The following is a 16070-nucleotide window of genomic DNA, read 5'->3' as shown; positions in this document are numbered from 1 at the left end:
AGACCAATCAGGTTGGCTGCCCGTTTATCTCCTTTCCCGTCACGATTCTCCCCTATTCGCCGCTCATTCCCCGCAAATACCCAAAAATATTTTTGTGATGCAGATCGCCGTATGTGAGTGTTTTTTATCCGATTAATGGTAAAAGAGACTATTTAAGCGGCGAATTCAAACAAATGATTAACACTCTGGAAACTTTTATGTATTCTGCTGTCACTGGTCTGATTTCTTACCTCCTACCAGATCCATAGAATCACGCCAGAATTGAATGGGAAGAAGCTGAAATAACAACAGATCTTGTCACATACAGAGGCAAAATAGCCCTGATGCCGACGGAAAATCTGCCTACAAGAGAGAACACTATGACAACTGCCTTTTTCAAAAAGAGCCTGATCGCTGCCGCCGTCACCCTGGCCAGTACCCAAACCTTCGCCGCCGCGTTCCAATTGAACGAACACTCAGCCTCCGGCCTGGGTCGTGCGTATGCAGGGGAAGCCGCCGTGGCGGACAACGCCTCCGTGTTGTCCCGCAACCCGGCAGCCATGACCCAGTTTGACAAGATGGCGTTCTCTGTCTCCGGTACCTATATCAAGCCGGACGTGGATGTAAATGGTGACATCTATGCAGGCTCCGCCAAGATGGCCGGTGCCAGCGAAAGCGGCATCGCGCCGAGCGCCTTCGTGCCTGCCACCTACTTCATCCAGCCGCTGAACGACCAGTGGGCCTGGGGTATCGGCCTGTTCTCCAACTACGGTCTGTCGACCGAGTACACCGAGAACTTCAACGGTGGCTCCATTGCCGGCAACACCGAACTGCTCACCTTCAACATCAACCCGAACATCGCCTACCGCGTCAACCAGCACTTCAGCGTCGGCGCCGGTCTGAACCTGGTCTATGCCAAGGCTGAACTGAACCGCCGCGCCGGCGTACTGGCCGCCGTGCCGCCACTGAGCAGCGTACCGGGTATCGGCAAGGACACCATCGTCAGCCACCTGAAGGGGGACGACTGGGGCTACGGCTGGAACGTGGGCACCATGTATGAAGTGAACGAGAACAACCGCTTCGCGCTGACCTATCGCTCCCAGGTAGACCTGAAGTTCAAGGGTGACTATCAGGGCTCCTCTTCCCGCTTCAATACCGTCGGTGGCGAACTGCCACTGGATCTGCCGGCCCAGGCCGAGTTCGCCGGTTACCACCGTCTGAACCAGCAATTTGCCGTGCACTACTCCGTCAACTGGACCGACTGGAGCGCCTTCCAGGAGCTCAAGGCCACCAGCGACAGCTGTAAAGATGGGAATATTGTTGGCCAGTGCCTACAAAAACCAGAGAAGTTCAAGGACTCCACCCGTTACTCTCTGGGCGGTACCTGGTACGTCAACCCGTCTTGGGAAGCTCGTATCGGCTTTGCCTACGACAACACCCCGATCGAGCCGGAATACCGCAGTCTGAGCATCCCGGATTCCGACCGCGTATGGTATAGCGCTGGCGCCACCTACCACATCGACAAGGACATGAGCGTCGACTTCGGCATGGCCTATCTGGATGGCAAGAAAGTGGACGTCAACGAGAAGCTGGTCGAAAGCAACGAAGCCCTACGCTGGAAAGGCACCTCCCACGGCAACGCCTTCCTCGCTTCCGCTCAGTTCAACATGAAGTTCTGATAATCAGCGAATTGACCAGAGCGCCTGCGGGCGCTCTTTTCTATTCCAAATTCATGTTTCAGCGTACATCTGTAGTAAACAACTGTACGCTTTTCTTTTTTTATCAAGCTATTAGCAGTACATCCCCCAGCATTTAATTCCGTTTTCATCCCCTTGCCCCCACGCCCGTTGCCTTACTGGTCATACCATATAAAATCCTGCCTCCAACCATAAGAACGTTCGAACTCCAGGTTCATTTTCAAGGACAATGCAATGCACTCCATCATGAAGCCGTCTCTCATCGCCCTGCTGGTGCTGTCGAGCCAGGCCCAAGCGGCAGGTTTTCAGCTGGCCGAACAATCCGCCACCGGCATGGGCCGCGCCTTCGCCGGCGAAGCCGCCATCGCCGACAATGCCAGCGTGCTCTCCCGCAACGCCGCCGCCATGACCCGTTTCGATACCATGGCCTTCTCCGGTGGCTTCATCTATGTACACCCCGATGTCAACATCGAGGGCACCACCCGGGTGCCGACCCCCAAGGGGCCGGTCAGCCTGGATGCGGCGGCCCACGACATCGCCGATGATGCCTGGGTGCCCAACGCCTACCTCATAGTGCCGCTCAATGACCAGTGGCGCCTGGGGCTGGCTGCTACCTCCTATTACGGGCTCGGCGTCAAGATGCCGGACAACTACAATGCCGGTCACTTCGGCAATGTCTCCGACATCAAGACCGTGGATCTGGGGGCGTCGCTGGCCTACCGCGTCAACCGCGTCTGGTCCGTCGGCGCCGGCCTCTCCGCCATTCAGGGCGAAGGGGAAGTGGGTGGCACCTTCCCGTCCAACAACCAGATCGCCAAGCACCTGAAAGGGGATGGCTGGGCCATGGGCTGGAACCTGGGCACCCTGCTGGAACTGTCGGAGGCGACCCGCATCGGCCTCTCCTACCGCCACGACGTCACCCTGAAACTCTCCGGCGACGCCATCGGCATCGATCAGAACGGGCAGCCCTTCACCGATACCGGCAGCCTGGATCTGCCGCTGCCCGCCACCGCCGAGCTGGCCCTGTTCCATCAGCTGACGCCGGCACTGGCGCTGCATTCGAGCATCAACTGGACCAACTGGAGCAAGTTCGTGCAGCTGGAATCCGAGCTCGATCACCACGGTGTCATGCACATCAAGGATGAGCACTGGGAAGACAGCTGGCGCTACGCGCTGGGCCTGACCTACCAGCTGGCACCGCAATGGCAGCTGCGCTCCGGCCTTGCCTATGACCGCAGCCCGGTCCCGGCGGATCGCCGCACCATCTCCATCCCCGACTCGGATCGGGTCTGGTACAGCGCCGGGGTGGGTTATCAGATCGATCGCAACCTCTCGCTGGATCTGGGGGTGACACTGATCGACGGCAAGAAGGTGGACGTGAGCGAGACCATGCAACTCAAACCCGGCATCCCGCAGACCACCTCCACCTTCCAGGGCACCTCGGAAGGGGACGCCTGGCTGGCCGGTCTGCAGCTCAATTACCTGTTCTGAAGCGGGCGGGCATCCTCTGCCCGCCCACTCAAGCACTATGCCAGTTATTGACCGTTTCTGGCCTCCAAGCGCTGGCATAGTGCGCGGCTTCACAATAAAATCAATCCAGTACACACGCTGGAGAGATGCATGTATTCATACGTAGCAAGGCAGCCCATCCTGGATCGGGAGTTGAACACCCACGCCTATGAGCTGCTGTTTCGCGACAGTCTGGATAACGTGTTCCCCCCCATCTCCTCCCAGCAAGCCACCGCCAGACTGGTGGTCGAACAGTTCCTGCAACAGAACATCGATCAGCTGCTCGGCGGTCGCCCCTGCTTCATCAACTTCCCTCATTCGCTGCTGCTGGAAGGGCTGGCCGAGTGCCTGCCGCCGGAGAAGGTGGTGATCGAGATCCTGGAAGATGCCGATCCCGACGATGCACTGCTGGCCAAGGTGAAACAGTTGCACGGGCTGGGCTATCAGCTCGCCCTCGACGACTTCACCCTGTCGCCGGACTGGGAGCGCTTCCTCCCCTACATACACATCATCAAGTTCGATCTGCGCGCCACGTCGCTGCTGCAGATCAAGGTGTTCATCCAGCAGCATCAGCAGCTCAAGCTCACCTATCTGGCGGAGAAGGTGGAGGACAAGGCGGAGTTTGAGCGGGTCAAGCGCCTTGGTATCGACCTGTTCCAGGGCTTCTTCTTCAGTCGACCCGAGATGGTCAAACAGGCAACCATGGAGCCGGCCCAGGTGGTGGTGATGCAACTGCTCAACGTGGTCAACCAGCCTGAGCCCGACCTCAACCGCATCGAGCAACTGCTGAGTCAGGACATCTCCCTGTCCCTCAAGCTGCTGCGTTACGTCAACCACCTCAAGAGCCACGCCAATCCCATCTCCTCCTTTCGCCAGGCGGCGGTCTATCTCGGCCACACCCAGCTCAAACGCTTCGTGACCCTGGTCGCCGCCACCAGCGCCGGCCACGGCAAGAGTGCCGAGCTCTATCAGATGTCGATGATCCGGGCCCGCTTCTGCGAGCTGCTGGCCCACACCCATGCACCAACTCAGGAAGCCCAGCAGGCCTTCATCACCGGCCTCTTCTCCCTGCTCGATGTGTTGATGGAACAGCCGATGGACAAGCTGCTCGGCACCATTCCACTGATCGAAGAGATCCGGGTCGCCCTGCTGGAACGCAAGGGCAATCTGGGGTTCTATCTGTCGTTTTGCGAGGATTACGAGAGTGCGAACTGGCAGCGGATCACAGCCAGAACGGCCCGACTCGGGCTCAATGAAGAGAAGGTCAGTCAGCTCTATCTGACCGCCACCGCCTGGGTCAACCAGCAACTCCAGGCGATGGCGGAGACAGATTAACCCAGCTCGATGGCGACCGCCGTCGCCTCCCCGCCCCCGATACACAGACTGGCCACCCCGCGTTTGAGACCGCGTTCGCGCAGAGCATGGATCAGGGTCACCAAGATCCTGGCACCACTCGCCCCCAGCGGATGACCCAGCGCGCAGGCGCCGCCATTCACGTTGACCTTGTCATGGGGCAGCTGGCAACCGGCCATCGCCAGCAGGCTGACCATGGCAAACGCCTCGTTGACCTCGAACAAGTCCACCTCCTCCACCCGCCAACCCACCTTGGCCAGCAGCCCCTTGATGGCCCCGATCGGCGCGCTGGTAAACTCGGTGGGCAGGGCCGCGTGGCTCTGATAACCCACCAGTCGCGCCAGCACCGGCAGCCCCAGCTGCGCTGCAGTGTCGGAGCGCATCAGGATCAGCGCAGCCGCCCCGTCCGAGATGGAGCTGGCATTGGCCGCCGTGATGGTGCCCGTCTTACTGAAGGCCGGCTTGAGCTGGGGGATCTTCTCGGGCCTGGCCTTGGCAGGCTGCTCATCCTCGGCCAGCAGCAGGGTATCTGCGGCCATCACCGGTGCCAGCTCCGCCGCAAAGGCCCCGCTGCGCTGGGCCGCCAGTGCCCGCTCCAGCGATGTGATGGCAAAAGCATCCATGTCGGCACGGGTCAATCCGGCGCGATCGGCGCTCAGCTGGGCATAATGCCCCATCAACTGCCCTTCGTAGGCATCCTGCAGCCCGTCGAGGAACATGTGATCGAGCACGCTCTGGTGCCCCATCCGAAAACCGCTGCGCGCCTTGTCGAGCAGATAGGGGGCGCGGCTCATGCTCTCCATCCCGCCGGCGATCACCACCTTGGTATCGCCGAGCCGCAAGCCATCGGCCGCCAGCATCACCGCCTTCATGCCGGAACCGCACACCTTGTTGACCGTGGTGCAGGGGATGCTGTCCGGCAGACCCGCCTTCAGCACCGCCTGGCGGGCGGGTGCCTGGCCGACCCCGGCACTCAGCACGTTGCCCAGATAGGCTTCATCGATCTGCTCTCCCTTGAGCCCCACCTCTGCCATGGCCGCGGCAATGGCACAGGCGCCCAGTTCGGGTGCCGTCAGGTTGGCCAGGGTTCCCTGGAAGGCCCCCATGGGGGTACGTTTGGCCGCAACAATCACGATATCCATCAATTGCACTCTCCTTGTTACATTGAAATAACATATGCTGCCGCCGCTGCGGGAACAAGACTTGCGGGGCAGTTGACGTTTGGGTAAGGTGCCAGCCAGGATTGACAGCCAAGATAGCGCCATGAACCGAACCAAGGATGACACGCGGACCTACAGCATCAGCGAACTGGCCCGTGAATTTGATGTTACGACCCGAAGTATTCGTTTTTATGAAGATCAGGGACTTTTGAATCCTGCCCGTCAGGGACAGACCCGGATCTACAGCCGGCAGGACAGAGTGCGGCTCAAGTTGACCCTGCGCGGCAAGCGACTGGGCTTCAGCCTGGCGGATATCCGCGATCTGTTCGATCTCTACGATGCGGACAAGAGCAGCCGTACCCAGCTGCAGACCATGCTGGGGCTGGTGGCCGACAAGCGGGAGACCCTGCAACAGCAGCTGGAAGACATCAAGATGGTGCTGCTGGAGCTGGACGCCGCCGAGCAGCGCTGCCAGCAGGCACTCGCTCAGCTCGGCTGACGCTCACAGCAACAAGCATAAAGAAAGGGGCCCGCGGGCCCCTTGTTCATTGCAGCTGGATTATTTGTTCCAGCGGTCCGGATCGTAATCCGGGCTGTAGCGGTCGACGATGACGGCGCAGGCCGCATCGCCGGTGATGTTGAGGGCGGTACGGATCATGTCGAACAAACGATCCAGCGCGAACAGCAGCGGCAGCCCTTCGATGGGGATCCCGGCTGCCAGCAGCACGGCGACCACCAGGAAGCTCGGGCCCGGCACACCGGCCTGACCGATGGCCCCCAGGGTGGCGGTCACTATGATGGCGGCCCAGGCACCCATGGAGAGATCGATCTGGTAGACCTGGGCGAAGAAGATGGCGACCAGACCGTAATAGATGGCGTTGCCGCTCATGTTGATGGTGGCGCCCAGCGGCAGCACGAAGGAGGCCGTGGCATTGGTCACCTTCAGCTCCTCCTCGCAGGTCTCCATGTTGACCGGCAGGGTCGCCATGGAAGAGGCGGTGGAGAAGGCGACGATCTGCGGCTTCTTCATGGCAGACAGATATTTGCGTACCGGCGTGTTGGAGAAGAGCACGATCAGCAGCGGATAGACCACGAAGGCGAAGATCAGGATGGCGGCCAGATAGACCACGAACAGCTTGAGCACCAGGGTCAGCACGTCGAAACCGTAGGTGCCGATGGCATCGGCCATCAGGCCGAACACGCCGAGCGGCGCGATCAGCATCACCTTGTTTGTTCTGTTTCTCCTACGTAGTACACTGTCCAAAACCAAGGAGAATCCCATGACCCAAGCAATCCTCTACTCCCGCTTCTCAAGTGCTCAACAGGCCGATGGTGATAGTCTACGCCGTCAGACTGAACTAGCTGAAAGGTTCTGTATGACACATGGCCTTGAATTGAGTTCTATGACGTTTGAAGACCTAGGTGTGAGTGGTTGGAAGGAGGTGCAACGGGATGGCCTTAAATCGCTTCTCAGGGCCGTTGAACGAGGTGTGGTTCCAAATGACAGCTATATCCTTGTTGAAGCCGCTGACCGTCTCTCTCGCAAAGGCTGGGAGGATGTAACTGGAATAGTAAGTGAACTCATCTCTTATGGTTGTTCCTTGGTCACTATAGAGAATGGACAAATCTATAATTCCACCAATTTCAAAACACTCGCTGGTGTCTTACCTCTCATGATATCCGCCGACTTAGCAAAACAAGAATCTGATAGAAAGAGTCAGCGGATCCGTTCTGTCAAAACTTCTAAGAGAACAAACCGAGTAATCCAAGGTAATCAGCCTTTTTGGATTGATATTATTGACGGTGTTCCTGTACTCAACAATAAAGCGTCTCTAGCGCGTCGTATAGTCGATTTAAGCCTTTCTGGTAAGAGACCCCTAGCCATAGTAAGAGAATTCAATACAGAGCGATTGGAGAGCCCTAACGGCGGTATATGGCAAGTTGCTGTTATTCGTTCAATTCTGAAAAACACAATACTATATGGGGCCAAGACATATTTTGAATCTCGTGATGGAGAATATAAGGCGGTTGAAACTGTTGCTGGTCTCTATCCTAAGATATGCACCAAACAAGAATTCGATATTATCAAAACCGGGAGTGGTGAGAAGGGAAGAAAAGCAAAAGGCCCATTCTCTACTCTTCTCCGCTGCTCTTGTGGTCGTCCATTAGTTATTAAAGGACGTAGAGGGAATGATACCTATCGCGTCTGTAGTGGTTCTATTGATGGTGTATGTGATCTGAAAGGATATTATAAGAATATTGATGAAATCCTTCTCGGATTAGTTGCATATATTCAAGTTCCTAATGATAAACCGGCTCCTATTAATAACGATGACCGGATATCTGAACTTGAACAAAGATTGATTGATTTGGATACCATGAGAAAAGAGAACAAGGGTAAAACTCGTATTCTCCAAATGGTATTTGAAGAGATAGAAGAGGTTGAGAATGAGTTAGAGGAATTGAATAAGGAAGAAGTTATAGACCAAACGGAAGTTGATTTGAAAACAATTCTTGATATTGAAGACTCTGATAAACAGAATGCAATATTGAAAAGAATTATCAAGAAGATTGAATGTAAAAAGGAAGGTTATCAAACACACGTTCATATAGTGTTCAAAACGAGATTTCAAAGGAAGTTTATTATTGACCAAAGTAGAAAATTGAAAGGAGGATATGAGATTAAGAAGGTTGGTGTTGGTGATGAAAGATTGAAACAAGAATTGGCTCAATTTGGACAAGAGGAAGAATAGAAATGAGATTGTTTCAGAAAGGCGATATTGAATATCAAGATAATGGTGTGTACGAGTACGAGGGTGAAACATGGATGACGTTGTGGGCGTGGAAAATAGCGAATAACAGGCTTGATAATACTCCACAACAGAACACAATAGTTTCGAAACAGCTTACTGCTAATGGGTGTGAGAGTATTGATACCAGACCGGACAATGACAGATGGGGTAAAGTCAAAGCATTTAAGGTAAAACATCTTGATGCTTATTTATAAAGCGAGAAAAGGGATCTCAATAACGGGATCCCTTTTTATTATGACTTTTGATTTGCTTTATCTTGCATGAGAATATCAAGGTGAGTATTCATCTTAACCAATGTCTTAGCAATATCGTTAAACGTTACCATTGATTGTTTATTGAATTCTTTAACTTCGATATTAAATTCCCGTTGAACTTGGTTCTGTTCGCTTTGGGATCTCAAAGCATAATTGATATTATCATCTGCCTTTTGCAAGTCCAATATCATCTTATAATGCTGCTTTCTAAAACCTTGTTCTTCCGCAACTTGAGTTTTCAAGGTCTGTATTTCCGATTGGGTGTTATAGTAATAAGCATATCCACCTGTTATTATTGCAAATACTATAGTTAATACTTTAGCCCAACCAGCAACATTACCACCTTGATTCCAAATCTCCTTTAGTTTACTCATTTATATATTCCGTTTTGTTAATTAGAGAATAACAATTTATTCCCTTTGTTCATATACTATTTACGGAATAATAAATGAGTATTACAAAAGTATTAATGATTTAAACTCCGGGCCAAGTACCAACAGTAGTTAGTTGTTTCATCCCTTCATTTATATCGTTTCTAAGCTGACTCAATAACGCATCTACTTCTGACTTGGTGTAGTTTCTTTCCCATTTAGTCCAAGCACCGGTACTGTATTGAGCACGAGACCAAACCTCAGATGAGTTATAAACGTAATACACTTGAATCGTTCCCGCTGATGTCATCACTTGGAGGTTGCCAGCTTTCTCAACAGGGTAATGCTTTGCAAGAGTTGCCTTAGCATTAGCTACCTGACTATAGAACCCTGCTGTTTTCATGTTGTCTAAATCATCTGTATCTTTCAGTGCAATAATCGAGCTAAGACTTCCTGAGACAGTTTTATCAACATAGGTTTTATTAGTCAGATGACTACCAGTAGTTGGTACTTGATTATTCAAGATAGTCCCATCAGAACCAAATACAGTTTCACCAGTTGGAGTACCAGAACCATTCGGACGAATCACAATACCAGATGAACCACCACCCAAAATAGTACGGTTATCAAAATAGATACTCTGTTGTGTATTAGTCGCATGTTGTAAAACGTAACCAGATGTAGAAGTCATAAACTTATCGGCAGTAACAACGCCAGTATTAATACCGACTTTCTTACCAGCATGGGTAAATTCGGCCCCGACATCACGACTTATTCTAAGTGTACTTGTATCTGCCGACGAACCATCAGAACCGCGACGATATCTAGAAGCAAGGAACAAAGTCCCCTCATATTCCCCAGCGGTTGTTGTATTAGTTGCTTGCCCAATAATTCTAGATAACTGATCACCAGTATGTGGGTCATATCTATTGGTCGCCCCAGCCCTAAAGCTAACTTCACCTATGGTATATGGAACACCAACAGCAACACCATCACGATACTTTTCCTTGGTATAAGATACATAAGGATAAACACTGTCATCGTTGGTTGCGTTATTGTGTCTCAGGATACCAGTTCTATAGGTGTTTACTTGTTCCCACAAACCCGATGAATACCATGGTTGCCAACCTTCGGTTGCATTAATCCAAATTCTGGTAAACTCACGAGGTTCAACAGAACCACCAACGGTTACCCAGTTACTGTATTTCTGAATAGTGAGGTTATCAAATGCCCTCTGTTTAACTTCTACTACACCAACATGAGCTGTTGCATTTGCAGTATTATCAACTCCATTAGCCCAGTTACCCTCTACAGTGAATGTTCCGGTTGTCTTGATTAGGTTGAAGTCACGAACACCTCCTGTAACGGTTGTAGCGTTCGCAGTACCATCACCAACACCAAGACCCATACCACCAACAGGTTGCTTATTCAGCGAGGTATACATCTCTGCCCATGGTTGCCAAACACCAACATATTGACGACGTACCCATACTCTATTTTCTGTATAAGAAAAGAATATTTGAGCATTCGCCCCATTACCCCACTTGGTAACAAGAAGAGTCGAACCACTAGGACCAGTTCCCAATGGAGTATTCTTTGTATTGGCGAAAATACCATAGTTACCCGGTATTAAGGCTTTATCACAATCGTCGTCGATCGGACGATCATAAACAGCCATTGCCTTAACTTCCTCGGCTGTTGGATAGTTTCCACGGTGAAGAATATCGTAGGTGCTCGCCCCTTCAATTCTGACTTTTGGTTGAGTACCAGCAGCCATCATGATTCTGAATTCACTCAGAGGCGTCCCATACCACCCAGAAATAGACATTCTTTGATCTGTTACATCACGGTCTACTTTCCCACCTTGTACATATGTAATTCCATTGGCTGTGACCATACGTTGACCATATACACCAGTCTGGTCATATACCTCGATTTGACTATTAGATTTAATGCGGTTTGCATCTATCGAATATGGAGTAGTAATCGTACTATTACTTTTCGTAATAGTCAGAACTTTTTCTTGTGCCATTAAAATAATTCCTTGTTTGTTAATTGTTCTCCTTGGTATTTAGGGTTTAGGGAAAATAAAAAGGAGCCCGAAGGCCCCTTGTTATTACTTGAAGAAATACTTTCTACGCCAAAGTTCCTGACCGTTTACTTCGATAACAACATCAGTTTCAAAACGATGGTCGTATGGAAATAAAGAAACCCATGCAATAGGCTGCCCATCCTTCCAAGAAACACCATATTCAACCAGTGGATGAGGTACTTCTTGATACGGTAGGGAAGGCTTATACCACATCGGCGGCTTCATTTCGTAAGGCGGTTCAATACTATCTGGAATCAATACTTCTTTCCGCAGTTCAACACCTCTTTCACGCATCACAATTTCTTGTATCACTTTTTATTCCTTCTTCTATAACCACAATTCAAAGCCTGTGGGTACGGCTTTTAGTTTCACCTCGTAAGCTTTACCAGAAGCGAGAATCAATTGATCACTAAGCAACCTACCAGCGGTAATTTCATCGTAATATCCTTTCACTTCATCTTTCCAACCTTGGATTAATGCATCTCCAATTGTCACACCCTCTAAAATATGAACGGCTTGATTCAATGGAGTTTGAGCAAATCCAGACCCTGTGAAGGTCATTGCGGTTTCTACAATCTCTACTCTTAACATTATTTCTTCCTCGTAACGTCAAGTTCTACTCTCCAATTACCTTTGACCGGCGAGAATGCAGCCTCTGGGTCTGTCTTAGACCAGAATTGAACGTCATAGACCCCCGAATTTCTTTTTTCGGTTCCGTACGGCGCTGCAAGAGATTCAGATAGAGTTTTATTTAGTGTGAAATACCCAATACCATTCTTCGCAGAACCAACTATAGTCCATGGAAGAGTGAATACAGGGGTAAGGTCATCTGGTTGGTATCGAGCTTGAAGAACTACTTCCAGATTAGTGAAATCAACCGGAGCTTCTGCCCCTGTTTGGTCGTCTACGTTAACAAATTTCATCTGAATTCGTTTACTGTCACCACGATATATAACCAAGTCATATGTAACTTGTGGAATTGCCATTTTAAAATACCTCTATTTAGTTAATATAAGTTATTTAGGGAGCCTTAGCCCCCTATATTTGCTTTGTGTTGGTTGAAAGCATCGTAGATAGTTTCCATTTGATCGAAACACATCTGCTTGAACTTAGGTTCGAACGATTCATCAATGGTATTACCAGTTATATTGATACTGGCATCGATTGATGTACTTCCACCACCCTTCTTATTGTTTTCGAGATAAGAGGTTAGGTCTTTGTTTGCTTCTGGTTGAACAACTCGTTCACCACCCTTGAGGATGTATGAACCCGTATTGCTTATCTCACCACCATTTGCATAAGGAACAGAATCCGAACCAGAGTGAAACTGACCTAATGTCACACTGGCGGCACCGGCTACTTGTGCAGCTCCCTGAGCGACAGCAGTTACCTTAGCAACAGCCTTTGAAGCGAAAGTAGGAAGAGACGGGTCTTTATCGATAGCTGCAAGCGCGTCAAACGTTCCCAGAGTGACACGACTAATTGTGGCTGCCTTCTCCATAGCAAACGCTGCCTTCTGCATCTTAGAGCCTTCCTTTAGGTTCTGAGACATACCGCTAAACAGCTCACTCATTGTTCCCAACTGGACATTCATCAAATCACGCTTTGCCTTGGTGGCGTTGGCGTCGATTTCAACCATTCGATCTTGATATGCCTGTTCAGACAACAACCCGAGTTCATGTTGTTCTTCAACGAATTGACGCTTCATTTCCCATTTAAGGATTTCACGTTGTTCGTCACTCTGAACGTCCATCAATTCACGTTCGATTTCTTTATCACGGTGTTCCTGACGAAGAGTAGAAATCTTGTCCTGCTTCATCTGCTCGGTGATTACTTCCTTCCCTGCTTTCTCATTGAGAACAGCCATTTGGTTTTCTGCATCACGAACAGCTATTTCAAGTTCAAGGTCTGCTCTTTCCTGAGCAATAACAGCAAATCCCAACTTACCTTGTAAAATGGCTTGTTGTTCATTAAACAACTTCCGTTCTTCTTCAAGCTCTTTATCTCTCGCCTTCTTACGAATATCAGCCAGAGTATTTTGAAGAGTTTGTTCAGCTAGAATTTTCGCTTGGTCAAATTCAGATTGAGTTAATGACCCATCTTGAAGGAATTTATTGAGTTGGTTCAACTGAGATTGATAAGCATATTTTGCATTATCTTCCTCTGTCTTGTTCAAAGTAGCGAGTGCCGCAAATCGCTTCTGTGCGGCTTCCTGGGCAAACTTACCCTGAGCCTCTACAATACCCTTACGTTCTTCTCCATTAGCCTTTAACAGCTCATTCTGTTGCGATAAACGACTCTGTAAAGCTTTGGTACTTTCTTCCCCAATAGAGTTCTGCAATTCAGTTTCAGTTTTACCAATTTCAGCAAGAAGTTTTGTTCTAGCTTTCGCGTTAGCTTCGGCAGCCTTGTTAGCATCAGAAGATGAACCATAATTGACTATAGGAGCATTACCAACAGTACCAACGTTTTCACGATTAATAGAATCAGCATTTCTAATATCAGCAGCTTTGAGGGTAGAATCACGCCATTTAGCTTCACTCTCAGCAATAAGTTCATCCCTACGTTTGCGGAAGTTAGTAGCATCGAATATCGGACTAAATTCCATAGAAGCAGTACCGGCAGCATCAATTCTCATTTGTGTAAGAATACCAGATGCATTCTCCATTACCTCGTTAAAGTTCTTCGCGTTTATCTCTCCACCAGAAGATATATAATCACCAATCACTTGCTGGCTCTTAGAACTCTCACCAATTTCAAATAATGCATCACTAACCTTTTTAGTCATCCTATCGGCAAGATTGATAAGACCGTGAAAACTGTTTGTTAATGCGGCGTTGAAGTTGTTTGAAAGGGTGTCCATATTGGATTGAATACGGGTAATATCATCCATGGTAGAACTTGCTAAAGATGCTCGTTTTGTTGCATATCCAGCAAGCATATTATTAAGCTCTTGTTCACTCATCCTGAGAACAGGAGTTAGCTTACTTGCATCAGAGGAAAGACTTTCAAGGACGAATGTCTGTTGGGCTGCCGATGCCCCTACCCTGTCTAATTCTTGTTGGATCTTCTTTAGTGCATCAAGACCACCAAGACCTTTCAGATCATTGATTGTCATATCAGATTTGCCCTTGATGGTGTCAAACAGGTCTAATAAAGCCCCCCCACCTGTTGAGATATTATCTCCTATGCGATCTAAAACGTCTTTGGAGATGTCTCCTAGCTTCTCCATATCAAGACCAACACCCTGAACAGCCAGACCATATTTATTCATTTCAGCAACAGAGACACCATTTTGTCTTGCCATTGCTTCCATTTGTTTTTGACTCTTGGCGACTTCCGCCCCCATTTGAGCGAGTTTTACCCCTGCTCCATATGCAGCACCGCCAATGATACCAATCGCACCAGCAACAGGCCCAAGACGTGTTAGGAAACCTGTTATAGCGTTACTAGGAAGATTGAAAGCCCCTGTAACCTCGTTCCCCATATCACCGGCTTTCTTGCCGATGTTGTCCATGGATTTGTTACCTTGAGTTTGGGCTTTTTTTATCCGATCTATGTATAATTGCGTTTGTGCGGAGAGCACAATTGAAACCCCGGCCATTTTTATTACCTCTTTTGTTAATTGTTAATATCTCCTTGGTATTTAGGGTTTCGGAAATAAAAAAGGAGCCCGAAGGCCCCTTAGTTGAATTGGTCTAGGTTACTTGTTTCGAAGTAGTTCCATCAACTCACGATGTTGTTGGTCTTTCTTGTGGTTTGGTTCATAGAATACATAAACCAGTTGCCCAATAGGAGATGTGAACAGACCAATGGTCATACACACAACAAAGTTAGTCCCTCTATTATTTTCAGCACCTTGAGCGATTACGAAGGTAGCAAAGACATAGAGAATTGCGACAATTACTAAAAACATAACAGACATTTAATTTTCCTTTTATTCAATTTATTGGTCACTATAACACGGATCCAAACAGATCTTGAACTATAAAAGGGGAAATTATTCTTTCCCCTCTTCCTCTTCTCGTTTTTGGCTAAGTATCGCCTCGTTTACCTTAGCTTTGACCATGAACAGACGACGTATCAGATAGTCATCCCGATCCTCTTTTCCATACTCTTCAACGATAGTTTCATCTATGGTGTCGATTAGGTGTTGTTTGGCTCTAATCGTGCGAGTGTTACCGAACAACATGAAGGCTTTGTTCACCAATTCATGCTCTAGTTCCTTACTAAGCTCACCCTTGAGGAACGGAAGAAGTTCATCCATACCCTTGTACTGGGATTTCTTGGTAATGTTCTGGTTTCTGATAAGGGATATCAGGTAACCCTGTAATTCGTGGTCTACTCGCTTTGTAAACGGGGTAAGTAGATTGTATGCCTTGTATTCATCAATCAATTGTAGGGGCCATTCCTGAATCTCATGGACGGGTTTACCTAGTGATATACTGAGGTCAAACAGGAATTTTCTATCTGAGTTGATACTTAGCTCACGGGCTTTTTTACTATTGATTCTTCTCTTGCTTTAGGGCCAGATGACTTAGCGATTTCAGCAGCCATCAAACCAATAACTTCAAATGGGAATACATCACCAATATGTTCAAGGGGTGTATCTTCTGGGAATGTCATAGAACCATCTTGTTCACATAGACAGTGACGGATCATAGTGAGTTGACGGATAATATCATCTTGTTGATTACCGATAAACACCGCGAGATTATAAGAAATCGACTTTGAATAGAATTCTTTCTTCTCTCCATCAACTTCAATATACATCTTCTTGGGTTTCAGCCCGAACTTATCAAGCATTTTCATTTTGTTTTTCCTTGTGTGGTTGTTATATCC

Annotated in this window: 16 protein-coding genes and 1 pseudogene; 6 read left to right on the top strand and 11 right to left on the bottom strand. The window is 49.1% G+C overall.

Annotated elements, in window-relative coordinates:
- Positions 1 to 359: 359 nt before the first annotated feature.
- The 3 genes from PG900_RS02445 to PG900_RS02435 all read left to right on the top strand — a co-directional run bounded on the left by PG900_RS02445 (position 360) and on the right by PG900_RS02435 (position 4520).
- Positions 360 to 1658, top strand: a complete 1299-nt coding sequence (locus tag PG900_RS02445; protein ID WP_139387753.1) for an outer membrane protein transport protein — start codon at positions 360 to 362, stop codon at positions 1656 to 1658.
- Positions 1659 to 1910: 252 nt separating this feature from the next.
- On the top strand, positions 1911 to 3167 hold the full coding sequence (locus tag PG900_RS02440) for an OmpP1/FadL family transporter (RefSeq protein WP_168754746.1): 1257 nt from the start codon (positions 1911 to 1913) through the stop codon (positions 3165 to 3167).
- A gap of 129 nt (positions 3168 to 3296) precedes the next feature.
- Positions 3297 to 4520, top strand: a complete 1224-nt coding sequence (locus tag PG900_RS02435) for an EAL and HDOD domain-containing protein (RefSeq protein ID WP_024945326.1) — start codon at positions 3297 to 3299, stop codon at positions 4518 to 4520.
- On the opposite strand, the gene PG900_RS02430 is transcribed toward PG900_RS02435, so the two are convergent.
- Positions 4517 to 5680, bottom strand: a complete 1164-nt coding sequence (locus PG900_RS02430; RefSeq protein ID WP_270800071.1) for a thiolase family protein — start codon at positions 5678 to 5680, stop codon at positions 4517 to 4519. The two genes, PG900_RS02435 and PG900_RS02430, sit on opposite strands and share 4 nt — an antisense overlap.
- A 121-nt stretch (positions 5681 to 5801) precedes the next feature.
- On the opposite strand from PG900_RS02430, the gene PG900_RS02425 reads away from it, so the two are divergent.
- Positions 5802 to 6197, top strand: coding sequence for a MerR family transcriptional regulator (locus PG900_RS02425; RefSeq protein ID WP_016350830.1), 396 nt, complete (start codon positions 5802 to 5804; stop codon positions 6195 to 6197).
- A 60-nt stretch (positions 6198 to 6257) separates the two neighbouring features.
- On the opposite strand, the pseudogene PG900_RS02420 reads toward PG900_RS02425, so the two are convergent.
- Positions 6258 to 6929 (bottom strand): annotated as a pseudogene (locus PG900_RS02420) (dicarboxylate/amino acid:cation symporter); the annotation flags it as partial.
- Positions 6930 to 6978: 49 nt separating this feature from the next.
- Between PG900_RS02420 and PG900_RS02415 the strand changes: the two are divergent.
- Positions 6979 to 8451, top strand: a complete 1473-nt coding sequence (locus PG900_RS02415; protein WP_270830838.1) for a recombinase family protein — start codon at positions 6979 to 6981, stop codon at positions 8449 to 8451.
- Between the two features lie 2 nt (positions 8452 to 8453).
- A complete protein-coding gene (locus tag PG900_RS02410; RefSeq protein WP_270830837.1) occupies positions 8454 to 8705 on the top strand; it encodes a hypothetical protein in 252 nt (83 codons plus the stop codon).
- A gap of 38 nt (positions 8706 to 8743) precedes the next feature.
- Here the strand turns inward: PG900_RS02410 and PG900_RS02405 are convergent, their stop codons facing one another.
- The 9 genes from PG900_RS02405 to PG900_RS02365 all read right to left on the bottom strand — a co-directional run bounded on the left by PG900_RS02405 (position 8744) and on the right by PG900_RS02365 (position 16040).
- Positions 8744 to 9139 (bottom strand): hypothetical protein, encoded by a 396-nt coding sequence (locus tag PG900_RS02405; RefSeq protein WP_270830836.1) that lies wholly within the window; start codon positions 9137 to 9139, stop codon positions 8744 to 8746.
- A gap of 100 nt (positions 9140 to 9239) precedes the next feature.
- Positions 9240 to 11168: a pyocin knob domain-containing protein gene (locus tag PG900_RS02400; RefSeq protein ID WP_270830835.1), complete on the bottom strand. Its 1929-nt coding sequence runs from the start codon at positions 11166 to 11168 to the stop codon at positions 9240 to 9242.
- 84 nt (positions 11169 to 11252) lie between these two features.
- The gene (locus PG900_RS02395; protein WP_270830834.1) at positions 11253 to 11540 is read right to left on the bottom strand and encodes a hypothetical protein; all 288 of its coding nucleotides are present in this window, start codon (positions 11538 to 11540) and stop codon (positions 11253 to 11255) included.
- Positions 11541 to 11555: 15 nt separating this feature from the next.
- Positions 11556 to 11819, bottom strand: coding sequence for a hypothetical protein (locus PG900_RS02390; protein ID WP_270830833.1), 264 nt, complete (start codon positions 11817 to 11819; stop codon positions 11556 to 11558).
- Positions 11819 to 12214, bottom strand: a complete 396-nt coding sequence (locus tag PG900_RS02385; protein WP_270830832.1) for a hypothetical protein — start codon at positions 12212 to 12214, stop codon at positions 11819 to 11821. Before PG900_RS02385 ends, PG900_RS02390 begins: the two co-directional genes overlap by 1 nt.
- A 44-nt stretch (positions 12215 to 12258) precedes the next feature.
- Positions 12259 to 14745, bottom strand: a complete 2487-nt coding sequence (locus PG900_RS02380; protein WP_270830831.1) for a hypothetical protein — start codon at positions 14743 to 14745, stop codon at positions 12259 to 12261.
- Positions 14746 to 14931: 186 nt separating this feature from the next.
- On the bottom strand, positions 14932 to 15153 hold the full coding sequence (locus tag PG900_RS02375; RefSeq protein ID WP_201899407.1) for a hypothetical protein: 222 nt from the start codon (positions 15151 to 15153) through the stop codon (positions 14932 to 14934).
- Positions 15154 to 15228: 75 nt separating this feature from the next.
- The gene (locus tag PG900_RS02370; protein WP_270830830.1) at positions 15229 to 15495 is read right to left on the bottom strand and encodes a hypothetical protein; all 267 of its coding nucleotides are present in this window, start codon (positions 15493 to 15495) and stop codon (positions 15229 to 15231) included.
- Between the two features lie 215 nt (positions 15496 to 15710).
- Positions 15711 to 16040, bottom strand: a complete 330-nt coding sequence (locus tag PG900_RS02365) for a hypothetical protein (protein WP_270830829.1) — start codon at positions 16038 to 16040, stop codon at positions 15711 to 15713.
- Positions 16041 to 16070 lie beyond the last annotated feature (30 nt).

It is taken from the genome of Aeromonas sp. QDB03, from assembly GCF_027707985.1.
Lineage (GTDB): Bacteria > Pseudomonadota > Gammaproteobacteria > Enterobacterales > Aeromonadaceae > Aeromonas > Aeromonas hydrophila.
This window is presented reverse-complemented; position numbering and strand designations above follow the sequence as displayed.